27 protein-coding genes and 3 pseudogenes are annotated in these 26,851 nt (G+C 61.7%); 13 read left to right on the plus strand and 17 right to left on the minus strand.

Annotated features, from left to right (window positions below; all coding sequences use genetic code 11):
• Positions 1-213: 213 nt before the first annotated feature.
• Together tcuC and AC1MDC_RS21345 are read left to right on the plus strand one after the other, a co-directional pair.
• A complete protein-coding gene (gene tcuC, locus AC1MDC_RS21340) occupies positions 214-1,506 on the plus strand; it encodes an MFS transporter (protein WP_085687499.1) in 1,293 nt (430 codons plus the stop codon).
• A 10-nt stretch (positions 1,507-1,516) separates the two neighbouring features.
• Positions 1,517-2,287: a substrate-binding domain-containing protein gene (locus AC1MDC_RS21345; protein ID WP_085687497.1), complete on the plus strand. Its 771-nt coding sequence runs from the start codon at positions 1,517-1,519 to the stop codon at positions 2,285-2,287.
• Here the strand turns inward: AC1MDC_RS21345 and AC1MDC_RS21350 are convergent.
• A complete protein-coding gene (locus AC1MDC_RS21350) occupies positions 2,277-3,191 on the minus strand; it encodes a LysR family transcriptional regulator (protein WP_064597602.1) in 915 nt (304 codons plus the stop codon). The two genes, AC1MDC_RS21345 and AC1MDC_RS21350, sit on opposite strands and share 11 nt — an antisense overlap.
• 162 nt (positions 3,192-3,353) lie before the next feature.
• On the opposite strand from AC1MDC_RS21350, the gene AC1MDC_RS21355 reads away from it, so the two are divergent.
• Complete coding sequence (locus tag AC1MDC_RS21355) at positions 3,354-5,162, plus strand: monovalent cation:proton antiporter-2 (CPA2) family protein (RefSeq protein ID WP_085699248.1); 1,809 nt, start codon at positions 3,354-3,356, stop codon at positions 5,160-5,162.
• 146 nt (positions 5,163-5,308) lie between these two features.
• Here AC1MDC_RS21355 and hcnC read toward each other — a convergent pair whose 3' ends face one another.
• The 4 genes from hcnC to AC1MDC_RS21375 all read right to left on the minus strand — a co-directional run bounded on the left by hcnC (position 5,309) and on the right by AC1MDC_RS21375 (position 9,626).
• Positions 5,309-6,568: a cyanide-forming glycine dehydrogenase subunit HcnC gene (hcnC, locus tag AC1MDC_RS21360; RefSeq protein WP_085699246.1), complete on the minus strand. Its 1,260-nt coding sequence runs from the start codon at positions 6,566-6,568 to the stop codon at positions 5,309-5,311.
• On the minus strand, positions 6,561-7,970 hold the full coding sequence (gene hcnB / locus AC1MDC_RS21365; protein WP_480393607.1) for a cyanide-forming glycine dehydrogenase subunit HcnB: 1,410 nt from the start codon (positions 7,968-7,970) through the stop codon (positions 6,561-6,563). The genes hcnC and hcnB overlap by 8 nt, the downstream gene beginning before the upstream one ends.
• Positions 7,967-8,281 carry a cyanide-forming glycine dehydrogenase subunit HcnA gene (gene hcnA, locus AC1MDC_RS21370; protein WP_480393608.1) on the minus strand — a complete coding sequence of 105 codons (315 nt, stop codon included), beginning with the start codon at positions 8,279-8,281 and terminating at the stop codon, positions 7,967-7,969. Before hcnA ends, hcnB begins: the two co-directional genes overlap by 4 nt.
• A 406-nt stretch (positions 8,282-8,687) precedes the next feature.
• Positions 8,688-9,626 (minus strand): hypothetical protein, encoded by a 939-nt coding sequence (locus AC1MDC_RS21375; protein ID WP_085703201.1) that lies wholly within the window; start codon positions 9,624-9,626, stop codon positions 8,688-8,690.
• Between the two features lie 297 nt (positions 9,627-9,923).
• Between AC1MDC_RS21375 and AC1MDC_RS21380 the strand changes: the two genes are divergently transcribed.
• Together AC1MDC_RS21380 and AC1MDC_RS21385 are read left to right on the plus strand one after the other, a co-directional pair.
• Positions 9,924-10,607, plus strand: a complete 684-nt coding sequence (locus tag AC1MDC_RS21380; protein ID WP_007952956.1) for a response regulator transcription factor — start codon at positions 9,924-9,926, stop codon at positions 10,605-10,607.
• Positions 10,585-11,979 (plus strand): sensor histidine kinase, encoded by a 1,395-nt coding sequence (locus AC1MDC_RS21385; RefSeq protein ID WP_480393609.1) that lies wholly within the window; start codon positions 10,585-10,587, stop codon positions 11,977-11,979. The genes AC1MDC_RS21380 and AC1MDC_RS21385 overlap by 23 nt, the downstream gene beginning before the upstream one ends.
• A gap of 127 nt (positions 11,980-12,106) precedes the next feature.
• Here the strand turns inward: AC1MDC_RS21385 and AC1MDC_RS21390 are convergent, their stop codons facing one another.
• The 4 genes and pseudogenes from AC1MDC_RS21390 to AC1MDC_RS21405 all read right to left on the minus strand — a co-directional run.
• Positions 12,107-12,517, minus strand: a complete 411-nt coding sequence (locus tag AC1MDC_RS21390) for an SRPBCC family protein (RefSeq protein WP_085703202.1) — start codon at positions 12,515-12,517, stop codon at positions 12,107-12,109.
• A gap of 25 nt (positions 12,518-12,542) precedes the next feature.
• Positions 12,543-13,340, minus strand: coding sequence for an SDR family NAD(P)-dependent oxidoreductase (locus AC1MDC_RS21395; protein WP_085703203.1), 798 nt, complete (start codon positions 13,338-13,340; stop codon positions 12,543-12,545).
• A 32-nt stretch (positions 13,341-13,372) separates the two neighbouring features.
• Positions 13,373-13,480: pseudogene (locus AC1MDC_RS21400) on the minus strand (aldo/keto reductase); the annotation flags it as partial.
• A gap of 132 nt (positions 13,481-13,612) precedes the next feature.
• Positions 13,613-13,711, minus strand: a pseudogene (locus tag AC1MDC_RS21405) (pyridoxal-phosphate dependent enzyme); the annotation flags it as partial.
• A gap of 132 nt (positions 13,712-13,843) precedes the next feature.
• On the opposite strand from AC1MDC_RS21405, the gene AC1MDC_RS21410 reads away from it, so the two are divergent.
• Entirely contained in the window at positions 13,844-14,503 is a 660-nt protein-coding gene (locus AC1MDC_RS21410; protein WP_085703204.1) for a methyltransferase family protein, read from the plus strand.
• Here AC1MDC_RS21410 and AC1MDC_RS21415 read toward each other — a convergent pair.
• Positions 14,497-15,165, minus strand: coding sequence for an HAD family hydrolase (locus tag AC1MDC_RS21415; protein ID WP_480393610.1), 669 nt, complete (start codon positions 15,163-15,165; stop codon positions 14,497-14,499). The genes AC1MDC_RS21410 and AC1MDC_RS21415 overlap by 7 nt on opposite strands.
• A gap of 63 nt (positions 15,166-15,228) precedes the next feature.
• Positions 15,229-15,642, minus strand: a complete 414-nt coding sequence (locus tag AC1MDC_RS21420; RefSeq protein ID WP_085699232.1) for a response regulator — start codon at positions 15,640-15,642, stop codon at positions 15,229-15,231.
• 188 nt (positions 15,643-15,830) lie between these two features.
• Between AC1MDC_RS21420 and AC1MDC_RS21425 the strand changes: the two genes are divergently transcribed.
• Positions 15,831-16,772, plus strand: a complete 942-nt coding sequence (locus tag AC1MDC_RS21425) for a class I SAM-dependent methyltransferase (protein ID WP_085703206.1) — start codon at positions 15,831-15,833, stop codon at positions 16,770-16,772.
• A 5-nt stretch (positions 16,773-16,777) separates the two neighbouring features.
• On the opposite strand, the gene AC1MDC_RS21430 is transcribed toward AC1MDC_RS21425, so the two are convergent.
• Positions 16,778-17,551, minus strand: coding sequence for a helix-turn-helix transcriptional regulator (locus AC1MDC_RS21430; RefSeq protein WP_480393611.1), 774 nt, complete (start codon positions 17,549-17,551; stop codon positions 16,778-16,780).
• A gap of 112 nt (positions 17,552-17,663) precedes the next feature.
• Here AC1MDC_RS21430 and AC1MDC_RS21435 point away from each other — a divergent pair, with 112 nt between their 5' ends.
• Complete coding sequence (locus AC1MDC_RS21435; protein ID WP_085699229.1) at positions 17,664-18,767, plus strand: polyamine ABC transporter substrate-binding protein; 1,104 nt, start codon at positions 17,664-17,666, stop codon at positions 18,765-18,767.
• 40 nt (positions 18,768-18,807) lie between these two features.
• Entirely contained in the window at positions 18,808-19,926 is a 1,119-nt protein-coding gene (locus AC1MDC_RS21440; protein WP_480393612.1) for a DmpA family aminopeptidase, read from the plus strand.
• Positions 19,927-20,176: 250 nt separating this feature from the next.
• Here AC1MDC_RS21440 and AC1MDC_RS21445 read toward each other — a convergent pair whose 3' ends face one another.
• On the minus strand, positions 20,177-20,803 hold the full coding sequence (locus AC1MDC_RS21445) for a TetR/AcrR family transcriptional regulator (RefSeq protein WP_227232922.1): 627 nt from the start codon (positions 20,801-20,803) through the stop codon (positions 20,177-20,179).
• 156 nt (positions 20,804-20,959) lie between these two features.
• Between AC1MDC_RS21445 and AC1MDC_RS21450 the strand changes: the two genes are divergently transcribed.
• Positions 20,960-21,400 (plus strand): hotdog fold domain-containing protein, encoded by a 441-nt coding sequence (locus tag AC1MDC_RS21450; RefSeq protein ID WP_085699226.1) that lies wholly within the window; start codon positions 20,960-20,962, stop codon positions 21,398-21,400.
• A 67-nt stretch (positions 21,401-21,467) separates the two neighbouring features.
• Here AC1MDC_RS21450 and AC1MDC_RS21455 read toward each other — a convergent pair whose 3' ends face one another.
• Complete coding sequence (locus tag AC1MDC_RS21455; RefSeq protein ID WP_085699225.1) at positions 21,468-22,154, minus strand: GNAT family N-acetyltransferase; 687 nt, start codon at positions 22,152-22,154, stop codon at positions 21,468-21,470.
• Positions 22,155-22,336: 182 nt separating this feature from the next.
• On the opposite strand from AC1MDC_RS21455, the gene AC1MDC_RS21460 reads away from it, so the two are divergent.
• Positions 22,337-22,564, plus strand: coding sequence for a YXWGXW repeat-containing protein (locus tag AC1MDC_RS21460; RefSeq protein ID WP_085699224.1), 228 nt, complete (start codon positions 22,337-22,339; stop codon positions 22,562-22,564).
• A gap of 6 nt (positions 22,565-22,570) precedes the next feature.
• On the opposite strand, the gene AC1MDC_RS21465 is transcribed toward AC1MDC_RS21460, so the two are convergent.
• The 3 genes from AC1MDC_RS21465 to AC1MDC_RS21475 all read right to left on the minus strand — a co-directional run bounded on the left by AC1MDC_RS21465 (position 22,571) and on the right by AC1MDC_RS21475 (position 25,727).
• Complete coding sequence (locus tag AC1MDC_RS21465; RefSeq protein ID WP_085699223.1) at positions 22,571-23,128, minus strand: YceI family protein; 558 nt, start codon at positions 23,126-23,128, stop codon at positions 22,571-22,573.
• Between the two features lie 161 nt (positions 23,129-23,289).
• On the minus strand, positions 23,290-24,288 hold the full coding sequence (locus AC1MDC_RS21470; RefSeq protein WP_085699221.1) for an acyltransferase family protein: 999 nt from the start codon (positions 24,286-24,288) through the stop codon (positions 23,290-23,292).
• Positions 24,289-24,371: 83 nt separating this feature from the next.
• Positions 24,372-25,727, minus strand: coding sequence for an MATE family efflux transporter (locus tag AC1MDC_RS21475; protein WP_085699219.1), 1,356 nt, complete (start codon positions 25,725-25,727; stop codon positions 24,372-24,374).
• A 148-nt stretch (positions 25,728-25,875) separates the two neighbouring features.
• Here AC1MDC_RS21475 and AC1MDC_RS21480 point away from each other — a divergent pair, with 148 nt between their 5' ends.
• Positions 25,876-26,442, plus strand: coding sequence for a chorismate mutase (locus tag AC1MDC_RS21480; protein ID WP_085699217.1), 567 nt, complete (start codon positions 25,876-25,878; stop codon positions 26,440-26,442).
• 126 nt (positions 26,443-26,568) lie between these two features.
• A pseudogene (locus AC1MDC_RS21485) lies at positions 26,569-26,811 on the plus strand (hypothetical protein); the annotation flags it as partial.
• Between the last annotated feature and the right edge of the window lie 40 nt (positions 26,812-26,851).

Consider the following 26,851-nt stretch of genomic DNA (forward strand, 5'->3'; position numbering starts at 1 on the left):
TCAAGGGAAGGCAGTGATTTTATGTAAGGCGCTTCGTCAGTCTTCGTAGGAACAGTCGCTAAATAGGAACAACTGCATTGATCCGCTCCGCACATCAATCCATGCCAACTATGCAATTAACAAATCGATCCCTGCGCGCCACTATCCGCCCCAATAAAAACCGTGCGCCGCCTCCCCGTCGCGCACGTCATAAAAGCGGTGGAGTACTTTTCTATGACAGCCTCAATCCCACACGGCGGCTCGCGGGCCGGCGCCATTTTCCGGGTGACCTCGGGTAACTTCCTCGAACAGTTCGACTTCTTTCTGTTCGGCTTCTACGCCACGCAGATCGCGGCGGTGTTCTTCCCGGCGAGCAGTGAGTTCGCCTCTCTGATGATGACTTTTGCAGTGTTCGGCGCAGGCTTTTTGATGCGTCCGCTGGGGGCTATCGTGCTCGGCGCGTACATCGATGACGTCGGTCGGCGCAAAGGTCTGATCGTCACCCTGTCGATCATGGCCAGCGGCACGATCCTGATTGTGCTGGTGCCCGGATATGAAACCATCGGCCTGTTTGCCCCGGCGCTGGTGTTGATCGGGCGGCTGTTGCAAGGCTTCTCCGCGGGTGCGGAACTGGGCGGGGTTTCGGTGTATCTCTCGGAGATCGCCACGCCCGGTCGCAAAGGCTTTTTTACCGCCTGGCAGTCGGCCAGTCAGCAGGTGGCCATCGTCGTCGCCGCTGCGCTGGGTTATGGCTTGAACCAGTGGATGGCACCGCAAGCGGTTGCCGATTGGGGCTGGCGGATTCCGTTTTTCGTCGGCTGCATGATCGTCCCGTTCATCTTCTTTCTGCGACGCAATCTGGCGGAAACCGAAGAGTTCGCCGCTCGTAAACATCGTCCGAGCATGAAGGAAGTGTTCCGCACCCTCGGTCAGAACTGGGGCGTAGTGCTGGGCGGGATGCTGATGGTTGCCCTGACCACCACCGCGTTTTACCTGATCACCGTGTACGCACCGACCTTCGGTAAAACCGTGCTGCACCTGAGCACCTCCGATGCGTTGCTGGTGACTCTGCTGGTGGGCGTTTCCAACTTTTTCTGGCTGCCAATTGGCGGCGCGTTGTCTGATCGTGTCGGGCGCCGTCCGGTGCTGATCGCCATGGCGTTGCTGGCCCTGGCCACCACGTATCCGGCGCTGTCGTATCTGGTGCAGGCGCCAAGCTTCAGCCATATGCTGCTGTCGCTGTTGTGGCTGTCGTTTATCTACGGCCTGTACAACGGCGCGATGATTCCGGCCCTGACCGAAATCATGCCGGTAGAAGTGCGCGTGGCCGGTTTCTCCCTGGCCTATAGCCTCGCCACCGCCGTGTTCGGCGGATTCACGCCAGCGATGTCGACCTTCCTGATCCAGTACACCGGCGACAAAGCCGCTCCGGGTTACTGGATGAGCATCGGCGCGCTCTGCGCACTGGGTGCGACGCTGTATCTGTATCGCCGCGCCGGCGGTCGTCTGCAACCTGCTACTGCCTGAGAACATCACCATGAAAAAACTGTTTACCGTTACAGCCCTGCTCGCCGGTCTTGCGTTCAACGTTGCGGCCCAGGCCGAAGAGTTGCGGGTCATGACCTCCGGCGGTTTTACCGCTGCCTACAAGATCCTCGGGCCGAAATTCGCCGCTGCCACCGGCAACACCCTGGACACCCAACTCGGCCCGTCGATGGGCAAGGCACCGGAGGCAATCCCCAATCGCCTTGCCCGTGGCGAAAAGGCCGACGTGGTGATCATGGTCGGCTACGCCCTCGATGATCTGATCAAGCAAGGCAAGGTCGACCCGGCGTCGCGGGTAGAACTGGCAGATTCGCGAATCGGCCTGGTGGTGCGCGAAGGTGCGCCAAAACCGGACATCAGCAATGTCGATGCCCTGAAGAAAACCCTGCTGGATGCAAAATCGGTGGCCTACTCCGACAGCGCCAGCGGCGTGTACATCGAGCAGCAGTTGTTCAAGAAACTCGGTATCGAAGATCAGCTGAAACCGAAGGCGAAGATGATCCCGAAAATCCCTGTGGGCTCGGTGGTCGCCACGGGCGACTATCAACTGGGCTTCCAGCAGGTCAGCGAGTTGCTGCCGGTGCCAGGGGTGAGTTTTGTGGCGAAGATTCCGGAATCGGTGCAGTCGGTAACACGATTTGCAGCAGGGATTCCGGTGGGTGCGCAGCATCCAGAGGAAGCGAAAGCCTTGCTCGCTTATCTGGCCGCGCCTGCCGCCCAGCCTGACGTGCAGGCCACCGGGCTGGATTCGGTCAAGCGCTGACCGTCGGCGGCTGGACTTTCATTTCCACCACCAGCCGCTCCAGTTCCAATGCCGCCGGGGTCAGCGTACGGCCCCGGCGTTTGATGATGCCGACGCTGCGCATCACTTGTGGTTCGGTCAGAGGTACCCGCGTCAGGATCGGATGATCCGCCGCCGGCATCGCCATCAACGGCACCGCCGCCACGCCCAGCCCCGCTTCCACCAGACCGATCATGGTCGTCACATGCCGCGTCTCGCAGATACTCGGGCGTTGCGGCACCACTTTGGCCAAAGCCTGATCCAGCAGAAAACGGTTGCCCGAGGTCTTGTCGAGCGAGATGTAATCCTGCCGGTAGAACTCGTCCCAGGTCACGCTGCTGCGCCCGGCCAGCGGATGATCGCGGCGACAGGCGACCACGTAGCTCTCCTGCACCAGCGGCTCGAAATCCACGCCCGCCTCCTGAGTGCCCATGAAACTCAGACCGAAATCCGCCTCGCCATTGACCACCGCGCTCAGCACGTCGTGGGCGCTGGAGTCGAGGACTTTGACTTTGATGCGCGGGAACTGCCGGTGATAGCGGGCGACCACGCTCGGCATGAAGTAATACGCCGCCGACGGCACGCAGGCGACAGTCACGTGGCCCTGCCGGTTCGAGGCGACTTCACTGATGCCGAGCAACGCGACGTCCAGATCGTCGAGCAAACGTTCGACGCTGGGCATGAAACCGCGTCCGGCCTGGGTCAGGCTGACCTTGCGCGTGGTGCGTTCGAACAGCTTCACGCCGAGGGCGTCTTCGAGCTTTTCGATGCGTCGGCTCAGGGCCGGTTGCGACAGGCGCACGGTGTCGGCGGCCTTGCGGAAACTGCCCTGCTCGACCACCGCGCGAAAGGCTTGCAGGTCGTTGAGGTCGAAGTTGATGGCCATGGAAAACTCTGGAGGATTGATTCGCTGAGGCTATAAATGTAACCAATTGATGCAAATTATTACACAAGCACATCTGCTCAAGCCGGGCATGCGGTAGATCTGCCATTGTTGCAACCTTTATCCTTGTCGCCCCCGCCGTACCGCGTTACTGGAGTTCCGCTCATGCCCCATGAAGGCAATCTGTTACAAGCCGCCGTCGTTTTTCTGCTGGCCGCCGTGCTTACCGTTCCGCTGGCCAAGCGCCTGCAACTGGGCGCAGTGCTCGGCTATCTGTTTGCCGGGGTGATCATCGGCCCGTCGGTGCTGGGCCTGATCGGCAATCCGCAAAGCGTCAGCCATATCTCGGAACTGGGCGTGGTTTTGCTGTTGTTCATCATCGGTCTGGAGCTGTCGCCGCGACGTTTGTGGGTGATGCGCAAATCGGTATTCGGCGTGGGTCTGGCGCAGGTGCTGCTGACCGGTTCGGTGATTGGTGTGCTGGCGTTGCTGGTGTTCGGTCAGCCGCTGAACAGCGCGATTGTCTTGGGCCTGGGTCTGGCGCTGTCGTCCACCGCGTTCGGCTTGCAAAGCCTGGCGGAGCGCAAGGAACTGACCAGCCCGCACGGACGGCTGGCGTTTGCGATTCTGCTGTTCCAGGACATCGCCGCGATCCCGCTGATCGCGCTGGTGCCGATGCTTGCGGGCGTCGATCACCACACCAGCACTGCCGACGATGTGCGCCACAGTTTGCAGGTGCTCGGCAGCATCGCCGTGGTGGTGATCGGCGGGCGCTATCTGTTGCGTCCGGTGTTTCGCGTGGTGGCGAAAACCGGTCTGCCGGAAGTCTCCACCGCCACTGCGTTGCTGGTGGTGATCGGCACCGCGTGGCTGATGGACATGGTCGGCGTGTCGATGGCGTTGGGCGCGTTTCTTGCCGGATTGCTGCTGGCGGATTCGGAATATCGCCATGAGCTGGAAGCGCAGATCGAGCCGTTCAAGGGCCTGCTGCTGGGGCTGTTTTTCATCAGCGTCGGCATGGGCGCCAACCTCGGTCTGCTGCTCAGCGCGCCGATCACGGTGCTGGGGCTGACGCTGCTGCTGATCGCCTTGAAGTTGCCGTTGCTGTTTGTGGTCGGGCGTCTGGCCGGTGGGCTGAACAAGGTCAGCGCGATTCGCCTCGGCATCGTGCTGGCGGCGGGCGGTGAATTCGCCTTTGTGGTGTTCAAGATCGGTCGCGATCAGGGCCTGTTCGAACCGCGTCTGTACGACCTGCTGGTGCTGACCATCACCCTGTCGATGGCGGTCACACCGTTGTTGCTGCTGGTCTGCGCACGGTTGGTCAGCCCGAAAGTGCAGCCGGTAGAAGTGCCGGAGAAATTCCGTCAGATCGAAACCGAAGCCCCACGTGTCGTGATCGCCGGCATGGGCCGGATGGGTCAGATCGTGGCGCGGATCCTGCGGGCGCAGAACATCAAGTTCGTGGCGTTGGATACGTCGGTGGAAACCATCGAACTGTCCCGCAGTTTCGGTGGTGTGCCGGTGTTCTACGGTGACCCGATGCGCCCGGAAATCCTCAACGCGGCCAAGGTTGGTGAGGCGGAATATTTCGTGATTGCCACGGACGATCCGGAAACCAACATCAAGACTGCCGAAATCGTGCGCAAGCTCTACCCGCACATGAAAATCATCGCCCGGGCGCGTAACCGGCAGCATGTTCATCGGTTGGTGGATGTCGGTGCCGATCCGATCCGGGAGACTTATTACTCAAGTCTGGAAATGAGCCGCCGCACGCTGGTTGGCCTTGGCTTGACCCAGGCCCAGGCCGATGCACGGATCAAGCGCTTCAAGCACCATGACGAACAGGTGCTCGAGGCTCAACACGCGGTGTACGACGACGCGGCCAAAGTCCTGCAGACCGCCCAGGAAGCGCGGGCGGAACTGGCCCGGTTGTTCGAGTCGGATCAACTGGAAGAACAATCGGGCAAGCCCTGACGTTTTCAGAGTTGATCGTTCCCACGCTCCGCGTGGGAATGCAGCCCGGGACGCTCCGCGTCCGTTCCGGAGCTGGAACGCGGAGCGTCCCTTGAGGCATTCCCACGCAGAGCGTGGGAACGATCACGTGGGAAACTCCCACAGGTTCAGGCCATCTCCAGCTCCCTCTCTTCTTTGGCCGGCGCCACTTCAAACCGATCCGCCAGAAACGGCGTGATGTCCAGCGGCAGCGGTTCATCGTTGACCAGTTTGTCCAGCAACACTCCGGTAATCGCCGACGTCAGCACGCCGGTGCGGAAATGCCCGCAGGCATTGAGATAACCCTCCACTCCGGCCATCGGCCCGAGAATCGGCAATTCGTCCGGCGAGCCCGGCCGCAGCCCGGCCCAGGTGCGCTTGAGGTTGATGTCCGCCAGTTCCGGCAGACAACGCACCGCGCCCTGAACCAGCCCGGCGATTTCCGGCCAGGTCGTGGTGACGTCAAAGCCCTTGTCCTCGGTGGTACTGCCGATGAGGATTTCGCCGTTGTCCTTCTGCGCCATGTAGCAATCGCTGGTGGTCAGGCAACCGTTGAGGATTTTCGGCAGGCGTTCGGTCAGCAGGATCTGACCTTTCACCGGTTTCACCGGAATGCGGATGCCGGTCGCCCATTCGCTCAAGTCTGCAGCCCAGGCACCCGCGGCGTTGATCAGGGTCTTGCAGTGGAACACCCCGGCTTCGGCCGTCTGTACGCCAGTCACCCGCCGACCGTGGTGCAGCACGCCGGTGACGTTGGTGTTGACGAACATGGCCACGCCATTCTGCCGGGCGCCTTCGGTGTAGGCGTCGGCCAGGCGGAACGGGCTGACCTGATGGTCGCAGAGAAACTCCAGCGCACCGCGCGCTTCATGGCTGACACTCGGCTCGGACTCGCGCAATGCAGCCTGATCGAGCCAGCGCACCTGATCGGCCAGATGCGGGATGCAGCCGACGATGTGCTCGGCGTACAACCGGTCTTCATCGTCATAAATGACGAATTTGAGCCCGGTCTTTTCGAACTTGAAATCCATTCCGTGATTGTCTTTCAGCTCACGGTGCAGCGCCGGGTACAGCGCGTTGGACTGCAAGGCAAAATCAAAGAACGACGGCGGCAGGATGTGCGGCGTGCTGGAGTCCACCGCCACCGCCGCGCCCTGGGTTTCGCGCTTGCGGTTGGCCGACATCATGCGGAAGAAAATCACCCCGCAGCCCAGCCCCACCGACTCGCCAATCGCCCACAGGCCGCCGGCCGAAGCGCGGGTCGCGTTGCCCGGACGCTTGGCGTCGATCAACGCGACCTTGAGGTCTTTGCGCTTGGACAACTGATAGGCGATGGACGCACCGATCACACCGCCGCCGGCGATGACCACGTCATAGAACTTACTCATGGGAAACGGCCTCCGTGCCGAGGGACTGGAACGCGGAAAAAGGAATCGGATCGATCGGGAAACGCGGTCGCAGCCAGCCGACATCCTTGCGCCCGGTGGCCTGACGCAAGCGGTCGCTGCAATAACCGACGCACATCCGCCCCTGACAATCGCCCATGCTCACGCGGGTGCGCATTTTCAGGCTGGCGATGTCTTGTACGCCCTGCTCCAGGGCGCGGTCGATGTCGGCGCGGGTCGCATGTTCGCAGCGGCAGATCACCGTGTCGGCGGCCGGCAATGCGGTCTGCCCGACGCCGCGTTCGGTGTAGCGATCCACCGCCGCGCGGAAACGCACGATGGCTTTGAGTTTGCCCAGGTAACGGTCGCGACGGACTCGCGCCAGTTCCTCCTCCAGCACACCGCGTTGCAGCAGGATCGAGGTCGCCGCGATCTTGCCGGCCAACATCGCCGCTTCGCCGCCGCGAATACCGCCCATGTCACCGGCCAGATGCACGTGGGGCTCGCTGCTTTGCTGCCAGATGTTGGCATTGGCGCGCAGGTAGCCGTCGTCGCTGAAGCCGTGATCCAGGCCCATCTGCTGACTCAGCTGCGTACGCGGAATGAAGCCGTAGCCGACCGCCAGCGTTGTCGCTTCGAAGCGTTCGACGCGGCTCATGTCCGGCTCCCACGTTGCCGAGTACGGCGCCACGCTGACGCTTTTCAGTTCGCCTTCGCCGTGCGCTTGGACCACGCCCCAGCCGTAGTGCATCGGGATGCCGTGCAATTTCAGATAGGCGAGCATGCTCAGGCCATCGAGGAACAACTGCGGCTTGTTCAGCAGTGCCAGACTTTCCTTGGCGATCTTGCCGAATGCGCAGGCCTCGTAGACACCCGCCACACTCACGCCCGACGCATGCAACTGGGTCGCCACCAGTGGCAACAGCGGCCCGGTGCCGGCAATCACCACCGGCCCCTGCGGTTTGACCACGCCGCTTTTGATCTGCAATTGCAGACCGCCGAGCATGATCACACCGGGCAAGGTCCAGCCGGGAAACGGCACGCTGCGCTCGTGGCAACCGGCGGCCAGCAGCAACTGCGGGTATTGGATTTCGTGCAGACGCTCGTCGCCGTCCAGCACCACCAGCGAGCGCGTGCCTTCGGCGCCGACCACGCGGTGGTTGAGACGCACGTCGATCAGCCCGGACTGCTCCTGGAAATCACCGTGCAATTTGCCCAGCGCCTCGGAATAACGCGGCCCCAGATAATCCAGCTGCACCCCGTCACGTAGCGGCCCGCGATAGACCACGCCGCCAAGACGCGAAGCTTCTTCAAGCAAGGTGCAGCGCACCCCGTGCAGGGCCAGTTCGATGGCTGCGGCCATTCCCGCCGGGCCACCGCCGACGATCACCGGATGCAGGCTCATATCACCTCCTGCCCGTGAATACGGTTGACCTGGGTTTCGATCAACATGCCCTCACGCACCACGGTCTGGCAGGCGCGGCGCTTGTGCCGGCCATTGATTCTCACCAGGCAGCACTGGCACACGCCCATGCCGCAATAGGCACCGCTGATCTGGTTGTGATCGTTGCGCGCGACCTGGCGCACGCCGAGGGACTGAATGACGCTGAGCACGGTTTCGCCAATGGCGGCGGTGACCGGCTGGCCGTTGATGTGGACAGTCATATCCGCCTGCGTCAAAGGCTGGATATCGAAGGTTCTTTCTAGGCAGTGCATTGCAATGATCATCCGTGAAAAGGTTCAGGTGAGGTTGAAACAGCTCCTTGCTGCACTACACCTCGCCGGCTCGTGGGGGTTATCGCTCTCTATCGGGCCGGCAGGTTATTCCTGCTCGCGCAGCAAAGTGCGCGCAAGCAATGTAGTCGATCCAGCGGCAAGGGCCTGGAAATTTCACGGTAGGGGATATTGCGCCGACGAATATTGATCCACGCCATGGAAATGACTGGTCGGTTCTGCGCCTTCGGCCCGCGCAGACAGCAAAAAGCCGCTTCAACCCGAAGGTGGAAGCGGCCAAGGCATATGCCTCAAGTAATCAGTGCACGAACAGGGCGATCAGGATGATGATCGGGATTGGAACGCCGAGGAAAAACAGCAGTAGTGAGCGCATGGTGGTTCTCCTTGATTAACGGACTGGCGGCAGCGTGGTCGTGGTGTAGGTTTCGACTTCGACGTACTCGACCGCATCCCGGCGGCGACCGCCGAAGGTGGCCGAGAGACTGGCGAAGAACGCACCAGCCAGCAGCGCGATGAACATCCACAACGAAGTCCAGGCAGCGACTTTGGCGGCGGTGTCGGCAGCTTGTTGCGCTTTAACCTTGGCGTCGGCGATTGCCTTCTGGGTGCGAGCGTAGATTTCATCGACCCGACGTTCGGCGTCGGCCTGGGTCAGGTTGGTACGCTGGGCGACCAGTTGGGCGAGGTAGCTACGGTCTTCGGCGCTGAGCTGACCGTTGGCCAGACTCTGGGCGAAGATCCGGGTCACGGTGCCACGGGCGGCGTCGTCGCTGACGGCGGCGGGACGATCGTCGCGGAACAGGCTGTCGACGAAGTAGCCGTACTGATCACTGTCAGTGTTGGACGCTGCGGTGCCGGCTGCTTGGGTCATCGCACTGGCTGCGCCACCGGCAACGCTTGCACCGGCCTGCACACCGCCGCTGACGATGCTGCTGACCGAACCGACCACCAGCGTCGCGGTAACCAGCGTTGCTACGCACCAGGCGAGGAAGCCATGGGCGGTGTCGCGAAAGTACACTTCGTCACCGTGCATGTTGGCCCATTTCACCCGCAGGCGACCGGCGATGTAGCCACCCAGTCCCGAAGCGATGATTTGTGTGGCGGCCAGCCAGATGATGGTTGAAATGCCCAGGCCCTTGGCACTGACGCCCTCACCGGCCCAGGGTGAAACGGCGGAGAAGCCCAGACCGAAACCCAACAGCACCAGAATCAGCGACAGTGCCGCTGCAGCGGCAGCCCCTGCGAAAATCGCGCCCCAGGACACCCCTGAGACGTTGCTCGACTCTCCTTCGTAGGCAGGATAAAACCCATCAGAGGATCTATTCATTGTTGTAGTGCTCCAGGCATGAAAAATGGTGTTACAACTCGTCATCAGAGGAATTGCAGTGACCGTGCCAGTCGCCAACATTAAATAATTCGATTTAATTCAATCAGTTAAAAATTATGAACTTCCCAGGACCATGCAATTTGCAACAACGGGTCGATATCAGCGGGTTTTATGCATTGGCACAAAAGCCGCGCCATCGCGTTTCTATCCGCTAAAACATGAAAGTTAATTTAAAGCGCCAGCGCAAAATCTTGGCAAAATGCTGCCATTGCGTTTGAACAGACCAGCAGGCCCACCATGACTCGCATCCTGACCATCGAAGACGACGCCGTGACCGCCCGGGAAATTGTCGCCGAACTGAGCAGCCACGGCCTCGACGTGGACTGGGTCGACAACGGCCGTGAAGGCCTGGACCGCGCCGTCAGCGGCAACTACGACCTGATCACCCTTGACCGCATGCTGCCGGAACTCGATGGCCTGGCCATCGTCACCACCCTGCGCACCATGGGCGTGGCCACACCGATCCTGATGATCAGCGCCCTCTCCGACGTCGACGAGCGCGTGCGCGGCTTGCGCGCCGGTGGCGATGACTACCTGACCAAACCGTTCGCCACCGATGAAATGGCCGCCCGGGTTGAAGTGTTGCTGCGCCGGCAGAACAGCAACGGCGCCCAACCGACCACCTTGCAGGTGGCGGATCTGCAACTCGACCTGATCAGCCACGAAGCCCGTCGCGCCGAACAGGTGCTGACGCTGCTGCCGACCGAGTACAAATTGCTGGAGTTTCTGATGCGCAACAGCGGCCAGATCCTGTCGCGGATGATGATTTTCGAGGAAGTCTGGGGCTATCACTTCGATCCCGGCACCAACCTGATCGACGTGCACATCGGCCGCCTGCGCAAGAAGATCGACCCGCCGGGCAATGTCCCGCTGATCCGCACAGTGCGAGGCTCGGGTTATGTCATTGCCGAACCCGTCTGACGGTTGGCGCTCCTCCAGCAGCCGCTTGCTGGCGCTGTACAGTTCGTTGTTCGTGGCGTGGAGTGCGATCCTGATGGGGGTCATGTACTTCGAGGTTTCCGGTTATCTCGACAACCTCGCCAAGCATTCGCTGATGCAACGTCAGCATCTGTTTTCGCACTTTCGCGGCGATCAACTGGAAGACGCGCTCGCCGCCAGCATGACCTTCGACATTCGCGGCATCGACGCCTATGGTCTGTTTGACGCCCAGCACCGCTACCTCGGCGGCGCGTTGCAGAAAATCCCCGAGGGGCTGCCGCTGGACGGCAAGATCCACATGCTCAGCGAATGCGCCGACTCCGAAGATCCGACCCTGCCCAATGACAGTTGCGACGCGGTCGCCACCCCGACCCGCGACGGCCGCTGGCTGGTGCTGCTGCGGGACAACGGTTCGCTGTTTGCGGTGACGAAAATCATTCTGCATGCGTTGTTCTGGGGCGTATCGCTGACGATTGTGCCGGGGATCATCGGCTGGCATTTGCTGCGCCGGCGGCCGCTGCGGCGGATTCGGGCGATTCAGGCCAGCGCCCAGTCGATTGTCGCCGGCGACCTGACTCACCGTTTGCCGCTGTCCAATCGCCGCGATGAGCTGGACATGCTCGCCGCCATCGTCAACGCCATGCTCGATCGCATCGAGCGCCTGATGAATGAAGTCAAAGGCGTGTGCGACAACATCGCCCATGACCTGCGCACCCCGCTGACCCGTTTGCGGGCGCAGTTGTATCGCATGCAGCAACAGGCCGGCGAAGGCTCGCCGGAAGCGGCGCAACTGGATCTGGTGCTGGCCGAGGCCGATACGCTGATGGCACGGTTTCGCGGGTTGCTGAGAATTTCGGAACTTGAGGATCGTCAGCGGCGCTCGGGGTTTGTCGAGCTTGATCCGGTGTTGTTGTTGCAGGAACTGCACGAATTCTATCTGCCGCTGGCCGAAGACGACGAGCTGCGTTTCGAGCTGAACATGCCAGAAACTCTGCCCATGCTGAACGGTGACCGGGCGTTGCTGTTTGAAGCCCTGGCGAACCTGTTGAGCAACTCGATCAAGTTCACCCCGGCCGGTGGCACGGTGGTGTTGCGCGGGGTCAATGATGCGGGGCATACGCGGATCGAAGTGCATGACTCCGGCCCCGGCATTCCCGAATCCGAACGGGAAGCGGTGTTCCAGCGTTTCTACCGCGCCGAGGGCGGGCAACTGCAAAATGGTTTTGGCCTGGGGCTGTCGATCGTCGCGGCGATCGTCAACCTGCACGGGTTCAGCCTTGAGGTGGGACGCAGCGATCTGGGCGGGGCGAAGCTGGTGCTGGATTGTCGGCAGAGCCTGATTTCACAGGCTTGACCTTCATAGATCGTTCCCACGCTCTGCGTGGGAATGCAGCCCGGGACGCTCCGCGTCCCTTCCAGAGCTGGAACGCGGAGCGTCCCTTGAGGCATTCCTACGCAGAGCGTGGGAACGATCAACAAACTCAGGTGGGGTAGTTGGCGCGCAGGGCCTCAAGCCCGCCCTGATAGACGCCGCTGAACAACGCCACCACCTCCTCATCGCTCACGCCCTTGGCCGTGAAGCGCCCCGACCACGTCACCCGCGCGCCCTGCCCCTGGGCTTCAACACGAATCGTCGCCAGATAATCGGTGGCCGGAAACGGTGCCTGCAGAATCGAATAGCTGTAGGTTTTGCCCGCGTTATCGAACGTCTCCAGACGCTCGACCACCACCGCGCCGTCAGCAGTTTGCAAAGTGCGCACGCGCCCGCCTTCGCTCAGTTCGCTGTTGAGAATGAACGGCAGCCAGTCCGGCAAGGTGTTGAAGCCGCCAATCAATTGCCAGACCTGATCGGCCGAAGCCGGGATGTCGATCGTTGCCGATGCTGTTGCCATAAATGAAAAGTCTCTCTCAATGAATTCAGATAGTCAGGCTGTCGACCACGCCGCCGTCGACCCGCAACGCGGCGCCGGTGGTGGCCGAGGACAGCGGTGAAGCGATGTAGGTGACCAGGTGCGCGACCTCTTCGACATCCGCCACACGCTGGATGATCGAGCTCGGACGGGCCCGGCGAACAAACGCGTCTGCCTCGTCCCGCAGGCTGCGGCCAGACTCGGCGGCGGCATCCTTGAGCATTTCCTCGACTCCGTCGGTCAAGGTCGGCCCGGGCAGGATCGCGTTGACCGTCACCCCGGTGCCCGCCAGGCGTTTGGCCAGGCCATGGGACACCGCGAGGTTGGCGCTTTTGGTCACGCCGTAGTTGATCATGTCGGCCGGGGTAGCCACGCCGGATTCCGAAGACAGGAAAATCACCCGGCCCCAGCCCTGCTCGACCATCGCCGGTACGTAATGGCGCGACAGGCGCACGCCGGAGATCACGTTGATTTCATAAAAGCGCGTCCACTCATCGTCCGGCGCGTCGAAAAAATCCACGGCGTTGTAAATCCCGAGATTGTTCACCAGGATGTCGGCTTTCGGTTCAGCGGCGAACAGTTTCTGCGCGCCTTCGGCCGTGCCCAGATCCGCCGTCAGACCGCGCAGTTGCGCACCCGGCACCTTGTCGCGAATGCTTGCCAGCGCCTGTTCGACCTTGGCCGCGTCGCGACCGATCACCACCACCGTAGCGCCCGCCTCGGCCAGCGACTGGCTGATGCCCAAACCAATGCCCGCCGTGCTGCCGCTGACAATCGCCAGTTTTCCGCTCAGATCGATCTTCATGCTTTCACCTCATCAATGGGTAATGGTGCACGTCAGGACACCCGTTTCGCTTCACGCATGGCCTGCCAGAAACCGGCCGGACCGGCCAGCGAGAATTGTAGTGCAGTCGCCTTGATATCGACGCCATGGATTGCGGCGATGTGGATTTCCAGTGTGGGGAATTGAAGTGGGCGGTGGAGCTGGACGGAGCCGGCGGTCAACGTGCAATCCCTGAGCGCTCAAATCCCCATCCGCGCCCACTCCCCCAACCGTTGCGCACTGATACTCACCCCCGAGCCGCACGTTTGCTGGTTTTCCAGCTTCAGCCAGATGCGCCGGGATGCGGTCGACAGGCTTGGATGGAAGACCAGCGGCGTGCGGATATGCAGCATGGCGGACTCCCGAAGCGGCGATTCGGATGATCGGAAGGTCTCAGCCTGGAGTTTGGTCCACGGCCCTGCCAGCGGTTAAACGCCGGGGATCGTGCCGGGATCTACACTGAACGGAACAGCCGTGAGGTGCCTATGAAAATGTCAGCGCAAATGACCGTGGTCGCAGTGCTCGCCACCCTCGCCTATCTGGGCCTGGCGATGTGGGGCATCGGTGGCGTGGCGGTGTTTTTTTCTCACGGGGCGCTGGTCGTGGTGGCGCTGGCCACGCTGGCCATGGTGGTGGCGTCGCTGTTCACGGAAGTGAACCTGAGCACCGGCGAACGCGAGGATCGGGCCAATCGCTGGGTGATTCCGGCGTTCGCCGTGATCGGTCTGGTCAGTGCCGTTCTGCCGGCTTACTGCGACCGCATCGGTTTCTGGACCATCGGCCGCGAAGGCACCCGCTGGTTGGGAGCGTTGCTGTTCATTGTCGGTGGCGTGTTGCGCTTGTGGCCGGTGTTTGTGCTCGGCCATCGGTTCAGCGGGCTGGTGGCGATTCAGCCGGGGCATCGGCTGGTGACCGAGGGCATTTATCGGCACCTGCGCAACCCCAGTTATCTGGGGCTGGTGATCAATGCAATCGGCTGGGCGCTGGCGTTTCGCTCGGTGGTCGGCCTGTTGCTGGCAGCGCTGACGCTGATCCCGCTGATCGCCCGCATCCACTCCGAAGAGGCCTTGCTGCGCACGCAGTTCGGCGCCGAATACGACGCCTATTGCGCGCGCAGCTGGCGCTTGGTGCCCGGTGTTTATTGAGGTTGCAGGCGCAACTGGCCGTCGCTGTCGATGTTCAGCGTGAGGTCGCGGTAGCTGGCGATGGTCGCGTGGGCGGTTTCAAGCGGATGCTGGTGAGTCGTGGTGATGATCATCAACAGCGCACCGGCGGCTTCAGCGGCTTGAATACCGACGGTGGCGTCTTCGAAGATCAGGCAGTCCGCCGGTTCCAGGCCCATACGCTTGGCCGCCAGCCGATAACCGGCCGGATCAGGTTTGCCAGCGGTCACGTCCTCGGCGGTGACCATCACCGTCGGTTCAGGAATCCCTGCCGCCGCCATCCGCCGCAACGCCAGGTCCCGAGGCGCCGAAGTCACCATGGCCCAGCGATCCGCCGGCAACGACTTGAGAAACGCCGCCGCACCGGGGATTTCGACAATGCCTTCGACGTCTTCGATTTCCGCCTCGGTGATGAACGCCGCTTGCGCCTCGGCGTCCACGCCCGGCAGCTTCAAACGCGTGATGGTGTCGATGGCGCGCGCTCCGTGGATGGTCGGCAGGAACGTGTCGACGTCCACCCCGTGGCGCACGGCCCAGGCGGACCAGATTCGCTCGGCAGCGGCAATGGAGTTGAGGACGGTGCCGTCCATGTCGAACAGGAACGCGCCGAACGCGCGATTGAAAACAGCATCGTGAGCAGACAAAAGATCACTTCCTCGCAAGGGGCCGGGCAACGATGCCCGGCAATGTAGCACTTGCGAGACGCTTCAGTGCAGCCGCGGCGCCTTGGATTTGAACGCACCGTCGACGCAATCGAGCAACTGCCCGATGGCCCAGGGCTTCTTGATGAACGCCACCGGATGCTTCACGCCCGAGGTTTCCGGTGTTTCATAGCCGGACATGACCATCACCGGTTTGTCCGGCCAGCGATCACCGACCAGATTGGCCAGGTCGGCGCCGTTAAGCGTGCCGGGCATAGTGATATCGGTCAGCAACAGCGCGACTTCCGGCGCGTGCTCCTCCAGGTATTGCGACGCCGCATCGGCGCTGGTCTGCGGCTCTACCTTGAAACCTTCCTCCTGAAGAATTTCGCACAGAAACTCCAGAATCAACGGATCGTCTTCCACTACCAGAATCAACCCGTCAGGAAGGTGCGCGCTCGACGACGGAACTGGACACATGAACTGGCACTCCCTGAACAACATGAACATTTTCAGCGGATTGAACCCGCTGCTTATCTGGTATGAGCGACACCTTGTACAGAAATTCATTTTAGATACAGGTCTTTTCGATAACGTCGGTCGGCGAGCCCTCGTCACGGCCTGTTTGTGGTTAAAATGCCCGCCCTTTTGCTGGCCGATTCCGATTGATGAACCCTCAAGCCCTCGCCACTCTTCACACCCATCTGCTCACGGCGCTGACGTCGGCACCGACCGAAACCCGGCGCCTGTTCCATGGGCGCGGACGTTGCTGGCCGGGGCTGGAGCAAGTCACCGTGGACTGGCTGCAGGGCGTGGTGCTGGTGTCGCTGTTCAAGGAGCCCGAGGCTTCGCAGCTGGAAGACCTTAAACGTCTGTTGCTGGAGATCACCGGTTCAGAGCAATGGCAGCAATCCGGCGCCCATACTTTGTTGATCCAGCACCGTTACTTGCCGCAAAGCACCGCCGAATGGCTGCTGGGGGACGAGATCGACGAAATGACCATCGCCGAGGGCGGGTTGAAATACCGCGTGGACCTGGGCCGCAAGCAGAACGCCGGGCTGTTCCTCGACATGCGTTATGGCCGCAACTGGGTGCGCGAACAAGCGGCGGGCAAACGGGTGCTGAACCTGTTCGCCTACACCTGCGGCTTCTCGGTGGCGGCCATCGAGGGCGGCGCCAGCCATGTAGTCAACCTCGACATGTCCCGCGCCGCCCTGAGCCGGGGCCGCGACAATCACCGGTTGAACGGGCATGACCTGAGCAAGGTGAGTTTCCTGGGCCATGACCTGTTCAAATCCTGGGGCAAGGTGATCAACAGCGGCCCGTACGATTTGGTGATCATCGACCCGCCGTCGTTCCAGAAAGGCAGTTTTCTGCTGACCAAGGATTACCGGCGTGTGCTGCGTCGTCTGCCGGAACTGCTCACCGCGCAAGGCACGGTGCTGGCGTGCATGAACGATCCTTCGTTCGGTTCGGACTTCCTGATCGACGGCGTGACCCAGGAAGCGCCAAGCCTGCGCTTCGAGCAAAGGTTGGAGAATCCGCCGGAGTTTCCAGATGTCGATCCTGAAAGCGGCCTGAAGGCGCTGCTGTTCAAGCAGATCGGCTGACCCCGTCAGCGCGGGCGCAATACCAGCGCAAACAACTCGCCATGCCCGGTGACGTTGAGCTTGTGATAGAGATTGCGCCGGTGCACCTTCACGGTCTCCGGCGAAATGTTCATGTGCTGGGCGATGGCCTTGCTGGAAAAGCCCCGGAGAATCAGGCGCGCCGTGTCGATTTCGCGCACAGTCAGTCGCGCGTCGAAGCGGTCGAGCAGCGCCGCAATATCACCGACCGGCGCCTCGACCGCTGCGCCTTGCGGCGGCATCAACTGCACATGCCGGCGCATCGCTGACAGCACCCAGTCCCGCACGCAGAGCAGGCGCCCCTGCTCCTGCAAACTGAACGCCGTCGAGCGGCCCATCGACAAGCCCAGCACGCCGTCATCGAGATTGACCAGAAATTGCAGCTCATCCGCGCCGACCACCGAACGGAAGTAGCTCTGGTAGTACTCGCTGTGCAGAAACTGGTCCGGCGCCACGGACGCGAGACTATGCAGACCGTCGGCGATCCCGGCGACGGCGGCCTGATAGAACGGATCAAGCAGGTACATGCCGGCACAGTAACCGGCCAGTTCTTCCTGCTCGTCGGCGCGCCCCTGGCTGTCGAAGTCGATCAGCAATTGCGGCGGCCGCCCCGCCTGCATCACCGCCACCAGCGCATTGTCCAGCGGCACCAGCAACCGCAGCGTATCCACCAGCGCCCGCCAGAAACCGTCCTGACCGACCGTTGCGAACACCCGCGACAGGCTCTGATGCACCGGCAATTCCTGCAGCAACGCGTCCACGCACTACCCCTTTTGAGTAACCCATGATGGGAATGGGTGCGGTGCGGCCCGCCCGATAGGCTGACCACTCCTGTTCATCACCGGCCTGCCAACAGGCCAGGAGTGCCGCATCATGCGTGGTCATCGTGGGTATATCAACCTGGGGCTGATGGGCGTTTTGTCCGCAGCGCTGAGTGCGCAGGCGGCCGATGCGCCGAGCGTGCATGTCTACAACTGGTACGACTACATCGGCCCGAACACCCTGCATGACTTCAAGCGTGACAGCGGTATCGAACCGGTCTACGACACCTTCGACAGCGCCGAGGTGCTGGAAGGCAAACTGATGACCAGCCGCAGCGGCTACGACGTGGTGGTGGCGAGCAACTTCAGCCTGCCGACCCTGATCAAGGCCGGCGCCCTCGCCCCGTTGCCCCGCGAACAACTGCCGGGCTGGAAGAACCTTGACAACGATCTGCTCGGCAAACTGGCCAACAACGACCCCGGCAACCAGTACGCCGTGCCGTATCTGTGGGGCACCAACGGCATCGGCTACAACGTCGACAAGGTACGTGCCGTGCTGGGCGACAAGGCGCCAGTGGATTCCTGGGATCTGGTGTTCAAGGAAGAAAACCTGGCCAGGCTCGGCGAATGCGGCGTGGCGATGCTTGATTCGCCGTCGGAAATGCTCCCGGTCGCGCTGCACTACCTCGGCCTGCCGCCGAACAGCACCAACGCCGCGGACTATCAGAAAGCCGAAGCGCTGCTGCTGAAACTGCGCCCGCACATTGCCTATTTCAATTCCTCGAAATTCATCAGCGATCTGTCCAACGGCAACATTTGCGTGGCAGTCGGCTGGTCCGGCGCGATGCTCGAAGCCAAGACCAACGCCGAGCAGGCCGGCAACGGCGTGAAAATTCAGTACAGCCTGCCGAAGGAAGGCGCGCCGGTGTGGTTCGACACGCTGGTGTTGCTCAAGGACGCGCCGCATCCGGCTCAGGGTCTCGCGTTCATTGACTATTTGCTGCGGCCCGAAGTGATTGCGCCGGTCAGCGATCACCTTTCCTACCCCAATGGCAATCGCGCCGCCACGGCACTGGTTGCCCGGACCACTCGCGACAACCCGGCGGTATACCCGTCCGCCACGGCGATGGCCACGTTGTACACCCTCGAGCCGTTGCCCAAAGCCACCGAGCGAGTGCGCACGCGGGTCTGGAGCAAGATCAAGAATGGCCAGTAACAACTGTTCAAATCACTGCCTTCCAATAGAGAGAACATCAATGAAACCACGTGCCCGCGATCTCCATATCCGCATCGGCCAATTGCAGCCCGGCCCGCTCAACGCCATCACCGACGTACCCGGCGTACGGGTCGGCCACAGCAACGTGCGCGGCCGCAGCGCCAGCGGTCGTGACATTTGCACCGGCGTCACCCTGATCGAACCCCGCGTCGGTTCGACCAACGCGCAACCGTGTTTCGCTGGCGTTCATGTACTCAACGGCAACGGCGATGCCACAGGGCTGGAATGGATTCGTGAGGCCGGTCTGCTGACCAGTCCGATCGCCTTCACCAACACCCACAGCCTGGGTGTGGTGCGCGATGCCTTGATCGAACTGGATCGCGAGCAGCAACCGGATGACGGTCGGCTCTACTGGAACATGCCGGTGGTGCTGGAAACCTTCGATGGTCTGCTCAACGACATCAACGGCTTTCATGTGCAGCCCAAACATGTGGCCGAAGCGCTGAACAATGCCGTTTACGGCCCTGTGCAGGAAGGCTCGGTGGGCGGTGGCAGCGGCATGATCTGCCATGAATTCAAGGGCGGGATCGGCACCGCATCACGCCGATTGAGCAAGGCTCAGGGTGGCTGGACGGTGGGCGCCATCGTCCAGGCCAACCACGGGATTCGCAGCGAGTTGCGGGTCGACGGCTACCCGGTCGGGCGTTACATGGAACAGGTGGATTCGCCGTTCCTGCGCGCTTCGTTGCCGCATCCGGGCATGGGCTCGATCGTGGTGTGCCTGGCCACCGATGCACCGCTGTTGCCGCATCAATGCACGCGACTGGCGCAACGGGCGAGCCTTGGTCTGGCGCGTACCGGCGGCGGCAATGAAGATCACAGCGGCGACATCTTCATCGCCTTCGCCACCGGCAACGATCATGTCCCGCCCGCCGCCTATGAAGGCAAAGGTGCACCGACCTGCGACGGCCTGCGCATGGTCAACAACGACCACATCAGCGAGCTCTTTCTGGCGGCGACCGAGGCGGTGGAAGAAGCGATCATCAACGCGTTGCTGGCCAGCGACAGTACCGAAGGCAACGGGCATTCGGTACCGGGGCTGGATGCTGCCACCCTGCTCGCAGCCCTCGAAAAAGCCGGCTGGCCGGGCGCTCGCTGACACGCTGATGCCCCTGGGGTGGAGGGAGCCGCCCGCGCCTCAAATGCAGGTGACTGACGGTACTTGAGCACATAACCTCACCTTCCTACGATGGAGTTACGCAATCGCCTGGGCCACCAGGCTGCTGCGTAGGTGCGGGTGCTCTGAACCCCAATCAAGCCCGCACCTGGCTTCATGCGCATCTTGAGCCTCGCGGGCTCTACTTCCTCCCCATCAAAGAGTCTTGAGGCTCTTTTTTTGTCTCTGAAAATCAGCGTTCGGGTTCGCGACGGATCGAACGCCATGCGGCCTGGGCCAGCAATTCGCGATACGCCTTCGGGCTGCCCTGCACTCGCCCGGACAGCCACGCCCGGCAATAGCTGTCGGCCTGACCGACGATCAGCGACGGCAACAGTTCGGCCGGGCACTCGTTGAGTTCAGCGGCGCGTCCGGACTCGGCCAGCCAGTTGCGCAGGCCCAGATTGCGGGTCTTGTTGCGCTCGGCCAGTTCATCCTTGTGCGGGCCCCGGGTCACGGCATAACGCGCGTGATACTGGAACCGCGCCCATTCAGGCTGGTTCTCGACCCAATCCACGTAGCTGTAGACCAGCGCCTGCACGCCCTCTTCGGTGGTCGTCGCCTGCGCCAGATAGGCGTCACGCAGGCGCGCCTGATCCTCCAGCGCGGTGAAGAACAACGCGGCCACCAGTCCTTCCTTGTTGCCGAAATGGTGGTAAATCGCCCCGACGCTGGTGTCGCACTCGGCACGGATCATTTCGATGGTGGTGGCCTCGATGCCTTGCTCGTTGAACAGGCGCAAGGCCTTGCGAAAGATGTCGCGCTTGAGTTCGGCGCGGCGGCCGGGGTAGCTGCGTTCGAGTAGATCTGCGGTGTCCATGGGCGTTGAAAAATCCGGGTAAAGGGCACATCGGTGCCGGTCATCGAAACGCGCACAGGTTGACAGATTTCCCGCGGACAGAATACCGTTCCGTTACAGAACATTATTCTGTAACGGAACATCATTCTGTAAATTTCTAACCGCGAGGCTTCTTCCATGAGTCAGTTTCTCAGCATGTTCAACAGCGTCGGTTCCCAGGCGTTCAGCCAGATGGCCTGCCAGGTCGCACCGTACTTCAGCACCATCAACCCGCTGGTGACCGAATTGCGCGCCGGTTCGGCGCAAGTACAAGTGCCGTTTCGCCGCGAGATCACCAACCACCTCGGCACCGTGCATGCCATCGCCCTGTGCAATGCCGCCGAACTGGCGGCCGGGATGATGACCGACGTGTCGATTCCCGCCGGCGCGCGCTGGATTCCCAAAGGCATGACCGTCGAATACCTGGCCAAGGCCAAGACCGACGTGACCGCCGTGGCCAATGGCGACGGGCTGGACTGGCAGACCGAAGGCGACAAGATCGTGCCGGTGGATGTCCATGATGCCGAGGGCAAGAAAGTGTTTACGGCGCGCATCACCATGAACGTGAAACTGTCCTGATATCACCGGCACAAAAAAGCCCTTGCTGCGCTGATCGCAACAAGGGCTTTTGCCGTTTCGAAGAGAATCAGTGAACGGTCAGGCGCTGGCGGACAAATTCTTCAGTGCGCCGAGTGACCTGATCCAGATGCCGGTCGCGCTGTTTCTCCGCATCGAGCATTGCCCGTTTGCCGTGTTTTTGCAGCAGGTAGGTGTGGATTTGCTGCACTTCCAGTGAGCGGTAGATCGGTGTGGTGTCGATGAAACCGCGCAGCCCGTTGCTGCGGTAATGCCGGGTGCTCATCAGCACCTGCGTCTCCAATCGACCCAGCACTTCAAAGCCCAGCGCCTCGAAATACGGCACCTTGCCGACGCTGCAGGTCAACTCGGCATGGGGGTAACGCGCCACCATGTCCGCGATCAACGAACGGCCCACGCCCTGACGCCTATGCCCCTCGCGCACCGCCAGATAGGCCACGTTGCACGCCTCCCAATCGCCCTGCACCGGCAGGTACAACAGGAAGCCGGTCACCTGCTCCGGATCATCGTCGTCGGTGGCCACCAGCAGTTCCACTTCGGTGCCCTTCTCGCCGTTCAATGCCTCCAGATACAGATGCACCTCGTAGCCCACCGCGTATTGATAGACGTTGTACAGCAGGTTGCTCGGGCCGAGGCCGATGGCACTGATGTCGGTCAGGTTATCGACCACCATCTGCAGGATCTGGCTGTTGACGCCTTCGGGGCATGGGGATTTGTAGTGGGTGATGCGGGGCATGGCGGGCGGACTCCAACGGTAAAACACAAGTTGCCGCGCAGCTTTAGCGACCGGCGAACCGCGACATCATACCTTGTGCAAGCCTGACAAAAATTTCATCTGCCCGAGAACGGACTTTTCGCCGATTTGGCGTCCAATTTTCAGCTGCTTTGATTTCCCGACGCAGGCCTTGAGGAGCTGTCATGAACGTTCCGCGTTCCCCGAAAACCATGAAACCCTTGCTCGCTGCCACGCTGGTGGCAATCGCTTTGTCAGGCTGTGTCGTCGAACCGGCTCGCCCGCATCGGCCACCCCCGATCGTCGAAGTGGTTCCGGCGATGCCTGCACCGGGCTATCACTGGGTCGCCGGGCATTACCGCTGGGCCGGCAACCAATGGCGCTGGATGCCGGGGCACTGGCGGGCGTATTGAGGCCGGTCACTGCGCGGGGGTAACGACCTTGAACTTGATGTCGATATCCTTCGACACCACGGTATCGGCCCACTCCCCCGCGCCGAGGCCGAACTCGTCGCGCTTGAGCACCAGTTCGCCGTCGAAGATGCCGATGCTGCTGTCGGGCTTGAGCTGCACCGGCACCTGCACCTCCCGGGTTATGCCTTTAAGGGTGAGGTGGCCGTCGACCAGATAACGGTTGTCCCCGGCCGGGCTGAAGCGGGTCGATTCGAACACTGCCACCGGGAATTTTTCGGTGTCGAACCATGCCGGTTTCACCAGTTCGGTGTTGGCGTCTTCACTGCCGGCGTCGATGCTGGTGAGATCGATGTGCAGTGTGGTGCGCGCACTGGCGAGGTTGTCGGTGTCGAAATCCAGCGTCGCGTCGAACTTGCCGAACGTGCCGTACATCCGCGAGCCCATCTGGTTGTAAGTGAAACTGATCTGGCTGGCGGTGGTATTGACCCGGGTGTACTCCACCGCCTGCGCGGCAGGGACGACGATCAGGCAACACGCGGCCGCCAACAACAATCGAATCGACATGGAATGCTCCGGCGCCCGATGGGTCTCGAATGACTTAAGCAAACATCCTTCGGTTACGCCACTTCGTCGGCCATACGCGCCTGGCAGCGCAACTTGAAGAAGCGTTGCCGTGGCAACATCGGCGTCCAAAGATCCGGGCTGGCCAACCGGACTGAAGCCATTCAGGCAACCGATTGACTGCCGGGTGCCTGTGCCACGCCCAATCGCACGCCGGCCCGCACTTTGTGACGCAGCTTCAGGGCCGGTCGTTCGACGGCATGGTAGGACACGATGCTCATGACAAAGGACAAGACCATCACGGCTTCGGTGTACCAGCCGATGTAGGCCAGCGGCCAAAGGGCACGCAGCAGGTACATCGCCACGAAATGATTGAGAAACACCCCATAACTGATGTTGCCGAAGAATTCGTCAAGCGGATGCTGGCGCAGTTTCGTCAGCAAAAACACGGCGGGAATGCCCAGCGCGACGCCCAGTGTCACTTCGGCATTGAAGGGTCGCCGCTCGATCCAGCCAGCCATGATTGCGATAAACAGCAAGGCCGCCCCCACCAGGGTGCCTGCCACGATCAACCGGCCCTTGGCTTGCTTGCCGTAAAGATAGCTGCCGCAGAGAAACATGAACAACACGCCCGGCAGCAGTCGGTAGCCATAGACATCGGTGTTGATGTAGCCCAGGCAGGCGACCAGGAACACCGCGACGGACAGCACGAATGCCACCCCGCGAAGTTTGAAGATCAGCAGAAACGGAATCGCGAGGTAGAAACACAGCTCCAGCCCCAGCGACCACGCCGGCGGCATGAGTTCGGTTCCGGCCAGTCCGAACATGTAGAAATCGAGGGGCACGATCGTCAGGTTCGCGACGATGTGCCTGAAGGTCAGCTCGGCAGCCTGAGGCGTACCGGGCAGCAAGAAATAGATCACGGCACAGGACAGGCACAGATAGAACAGGAACTGTGGGTAGAGCCGCAACGCCCGGTCCACGTAAAACAGGCCGACTTTACTCAATGCGTTGTAATTGCGTTCGATGAGCGAGGTCATCACGAAACCGCTGATGATCAGAAACGAGATCACCGCGACCACACCCGGATTCAGCCCCGCGAATTTGATCCCCATATGGGACAAAGCCACCAGCACCGCCAGCAACAATCGATAAACACCCACGAACCCGCTCCAATGTCCTTATCGTTATGGGCGGCTAAGCTACGACGCTTTGCGACAGGAAAACAGTTATTTTTCGTTGATTCCTACACTAGCCGCTCGATCTTCTGATGCTTCCAGACCCGCGTGTAATACAGCGTCTGCAACACCAGCATCCCCAGATACGCGATCGGAAACGCCATCCACACGCCCTGCAGACCGAACTGCCCGTCCAGCCAGTAGGCCGCCGGCAATTGCACGCCGAGCACGCAGATGATCGCCACGCCCACCGGCACCAGCACCGTGCCGCTGGCGCGCATGATGCCGCCGATGATCGCCTGGAAACCGAAGATCAGCAGGCTCCACAACATGATGTGCAACAGGTGTTCGGCCATCGCCCGGGTCGAGTCTTCGGTCAGGAACAGCCCGAGCAACCAGTGCGACAACAGGTAACCCGACAGGATCAGACCACCGGTCAGGCACACGTTGATCCACAGCCCGGTGCGCAGGATCGGGCCCATCCGCTCCAGCCGTCCGGCACCGATCGCCTGGGCGCCGAGGATCGACGCGGTGATCGCAATCGACAGCGCCGGAAACTGCACGTAGTTGACGATCTGCGTGACCGCACCGTACGCCGCCGTCGCCTGCGAGCCGTGCTGGTTGACCAGCGCCAGAATCACCAGCTCCGACAGCGACAGCACGATCATCTGCACCCCGGTGGGCAGACCGATACGCAGCACTTTGCCGAGAATCGCGCCGTCCAGTCGCAGCGACGCGAAAAACTCGCGATCCGGCGCCAGCGGATGGCCCTTGCGGATCAGGCTCCATGACAGCCACGCCATCGCCGCCAGCGTTCCGGCCAGGCCTGCGAACGCCGCGCTCTGAATGCCCAGTTGCGGCAGGCCGAACCAGCCACGAATGAACGCCGGGGTCAGCGCCAGCCCGACAATGGTCGACAATAACAGCGCCAGCATCGGCGACAGCGTGTCACTCACCCCACGCAACAACTGGGTGAACAGCACATACACCAGCACAACCGGCAAGGTCCACATCATCACCCGGGCATAGGCCACCGCATCATCCAGCACATCCGTCGGCGTCCCCAACCCCTGCAAGGCCTGGCGCGCAAACACACTGCCCAGCACCGCCGCCACCAGCCCGATCAATACCCCCAGCAACAGCGTCGCCCCGGCAATCGCCTTGACCATATGCGACTCACGCGCCCCCCACGCCTGACCGATCAGCACCCCTGCCCCGGCGCCCAGGCCGATGACCAGCGCGATGAAGAAAAAGATGATCGGAAACATGCCGGACACCGCCGCCAGCGCCTGCGTGCCGAGCATCTGGCCGATGTAGATGCTGTTGACCGTGCCTGACATCGATTGCAGGAAGTTCGACAGCACCATTGGGGCCAGGAACAGCAAGTAGGTTTTCCAGAGGGGGGAATGAGCGGGGGTTTGCATTGAGGATCCATCTCGGGGCAGGAGCTGATGACAGAGTCTAAGGTATGCAATGCCGTTCAGGTCGTACCCGTTTGCATTAAAACTTCGTAATCTGCACCTCGACCCATCTGCATAGTCTTTCCATCACGACAGGAAGTGAATCCCTCCCATGCGCCGTTCCCCGTTTCTGCTGAGCTGCACTTTATTGACTGTACTGGCGTCGACTGCCCACGCCAGCCCTGCGCCCTCGCCCGAGGTAGTGCAAGGATTGATGAACACCCTGAACGAACGCCTGAACATCGGTGACCTCGTCGCCCTGACCAAATGGGACAGCGGCAAGCCGATCCAGGACAGTCCCCGTGAAGCGCAGGTGCTCGACAACGCGCGCAAGCTCGCCACCGAACGCCAGCTCGACCCGGAAGACGTCGCGCAGTTGATCGCCGCGCAGATTGAGGCCAACAAACTGGTGCAGTACGGTTTGCTCGCACAATGGCAAGCGTCCGGTGCGGCGCCCGATACGCCGCGCCCGGATCTGGGCAAGCAGATTCGCCCGCGTCTGGATGAGTTGCAAACCCGTCTGTTGCAGCAATATGCCGACTTCACACCCTACCGCCACGACCCGAACTGTCCGGCGTGGCTGGCCAAGGCGCGCACCGGTCTGAGTCGTGATGCACTGCATGATCTGGCATTGATCCGCGCCACCGGAGAGCTGTGCATTCGGCCGCTGGCGCCCTAGAACAAGGGTCCTGGCATTCATTGCTGGCGTCGATAGTCACCATCACGTCAATGAAGTTCTCATAAAAAATCCGCGGCGTAACATCCGCTCCATACCCAACAAACAACACCCCTGGAGCACACGATCATGAAACGCCAAATCCTTCTCGGCATCGCTTTCTCGGTTCTTGCAGTCAACGCTTTTGCAGCCAAACCCGCCCACACCATGATCGCCGAAGGCGGTTCGGACCGGTTGATTGAAAGTCGTGTGGCTGAAGGTGGCGCTGATCGTTTGATCGAACGCCGTGTTGCTGAAGGTGGTGCTGATCGTTTGATCGAGCGTCGTGTGGCTGAAGGTGGCGCTGATCGCCTGATCGAACGTCGCGTCGCCTGAATCTGACGCTCTACTGCTGAACAAACAAAAAGCCCGG

This window comes from Pseudomonas sp. 1 (assembly GCF_056626735.1).

Excerpts from the sequence above, each read along its gene's own strand:
- AC1MDC_RS21385 (WP_480393609.1), top strand. The coding sequence starts at position 10,585 with ATGTCATTGCCGAACCCGTCTGACGGTTGGCGCTCCTCCAGCAGCCGC.
- AC1MDC_RS21465 (WP_085699223.1), bottom strand. The coding sequence starts at position 23,128 with ATGTCGATTCGATTGTTGTTGGCGGCCGCGTGTTGCCTGATCGTCGTC.
- AC1MDC_RS21395 (WP_085703203.1), bottom strand. The coding sequence starts at position 13,340 with ATGAAGATCGATCTGAGCGGAAAACTGGCGATTGTCAGCGGCAGCACG.
- AC1MDC_RS21355 (WP_085699248.1), top strand. The coding sequence starts at position 3,354 with ATGCCCCATGAAGGCAATCTGTTACAAGCCGCCGTCGTTTTTCTGCTG.
- hcnC (WP_085699246.1), bottom strand. The coding sequence starts at position 6,568 with ATGAGTAAGTTCTATGACGTGGTCATCGCCGGCGGCGGTGTGATCGGT.
- AC1MDC_RS21460 (WP_085699224.1), top strand. The coding sequence starts at position 22,337 with ATGAACGTTCCGCGTTCCCCGAAAACCATGAAACCCTTGCTCGCTGCC.
- hcnB (WP_480393607.1), bottom strand. The coding sequence starts at position 7,970 with ATGAGCCTGCATCCGGTGATCGTCGGCGGTGGCCCGGCGGGAATGGCC.
- AC1MDC_RS21440 (WP_480393612.1), top strand. The coding sequence starts at position 18,808 with ATGAAACCACGTGCCCGCGATCTCCATATCCGCATCGGCCAATTGCAG.
- AC1MDC_RS21450 (WP_085699226.1), top strand. The coding sequence starts at position 20,960 with ATGAGTCAGTTTCTCAGCATGTTCAACAGCGTCGGTTCCCAGGCGTTC.
- AC1MDC_RS21380 (WP_007952956.1), top strand. The coding sequence starts at position 9,924 with ATGACTCGCATCCTGACCATCGAAGACGACGCCGTGACCGCCCGGGAA.
- AC1MDC_RS21420 (WP_085699232.1), bottom strand. The coding sequence starts at position 15,642 with ATGTGTCCAGTTCCGTCGTCGAGCGCGCACCTTCCTGACGGGTTGATT.
- AC1MDC_RS21445 (WP_227232922.1), bottom strand. The coding sequence starts at position 20,803 with ATGGACACCGCAGATCTACTCGAACGCAGCTACCCCGGCCGCCGCGCC.
- AC1MDC_RS21410 (WP_085703204.1), top strand. The coding sequence starts at position 13,844 with ATGAAAATGTCAGCGCAAATGACCGTGGTCGCAGTGCTCGCCACCCTC.
- AC1MDC_RS21455 (WP_085699225.1), bottom strand. The coding sequence starts at position 22,154 with ATGCCCCGCATCACCCACTACAAATCCCCATGCCCCGAAGGCGTCAAC.
- AC1MDC_RS21390 (WP_085703202.1), bottom strand. The coding sequence starts at position 12,517 with ATGGCAACAGCATCGGCAACGATCGACATCCCGGCTTCGGCCGATCAG.
- AC1MDC_RS21350 (WP_064597602.1), bottom strand. The coding sequence starts at position 3,191 with ATGGCCATCAACTTCGACCTCAACGACCTGCAAGCCTTTCGCGCGGTG.
- AC1MDC_RS21375 (WP_085703201.1), bottom strand. The coding sequence starts at position 9,626 with ATGAATAGATCCTCTGATGGGTTTTATCCTGCCTACGAAGGAGAGTCG.
- AC1MDC_RS21425 (WP_085703206.1), top strand. The coding sequence starts at position 15,831 with ATGAACCCTCAAGCCCTCGCCACTCTTCACACCCATCTGCTCACGGCG.
- AC1MDC_RS21475 (WP_085699219.1), bottom strand. The coding sequence starts at position 25,727 with ATGCAAACCCCCGCTCATTCCCCCCTCTGGAAAACCTACTTGCTGTTC.
- AC1MDC_RS21435 (WP_085699229.1), top strand. The coding sequence starts at position 17,664 with ATGCGTGGTCATCGTGGGTATATCAACCTGGGGCTGATGGGCGTTTTG.
- tcuC (WP_085687499.1), top strand. The coding sequence starts at position 214 with ATGACAGCCTCAATCCCACACGGCGGCTCGCGGGCCGGCGCCATTTTC.
- AC1MDC_RS21480 (WP_085699217.1), top strand. The coding sequence starts at position 25,876 with ATGCGCCGTTCCCCGTTTCTGCTGAGCTGCACTTTATTGACTGTACTG.
- hcnA (WP_480393608.1), bottom strand. The coding sequence starts at position 8,281 with ATGCACTGCCTAGAAAGAACCTTCGATATCCAGCCTTTGACGCAGGCG.
- AC1MDC_RS21345 (WP_085687497.1), top strand. The coding sequence starts at position 1,517 with ATGAAAAAACTGTTTACCGTTACAGCCCTGCTCGCCGGTCTTGCGTTC.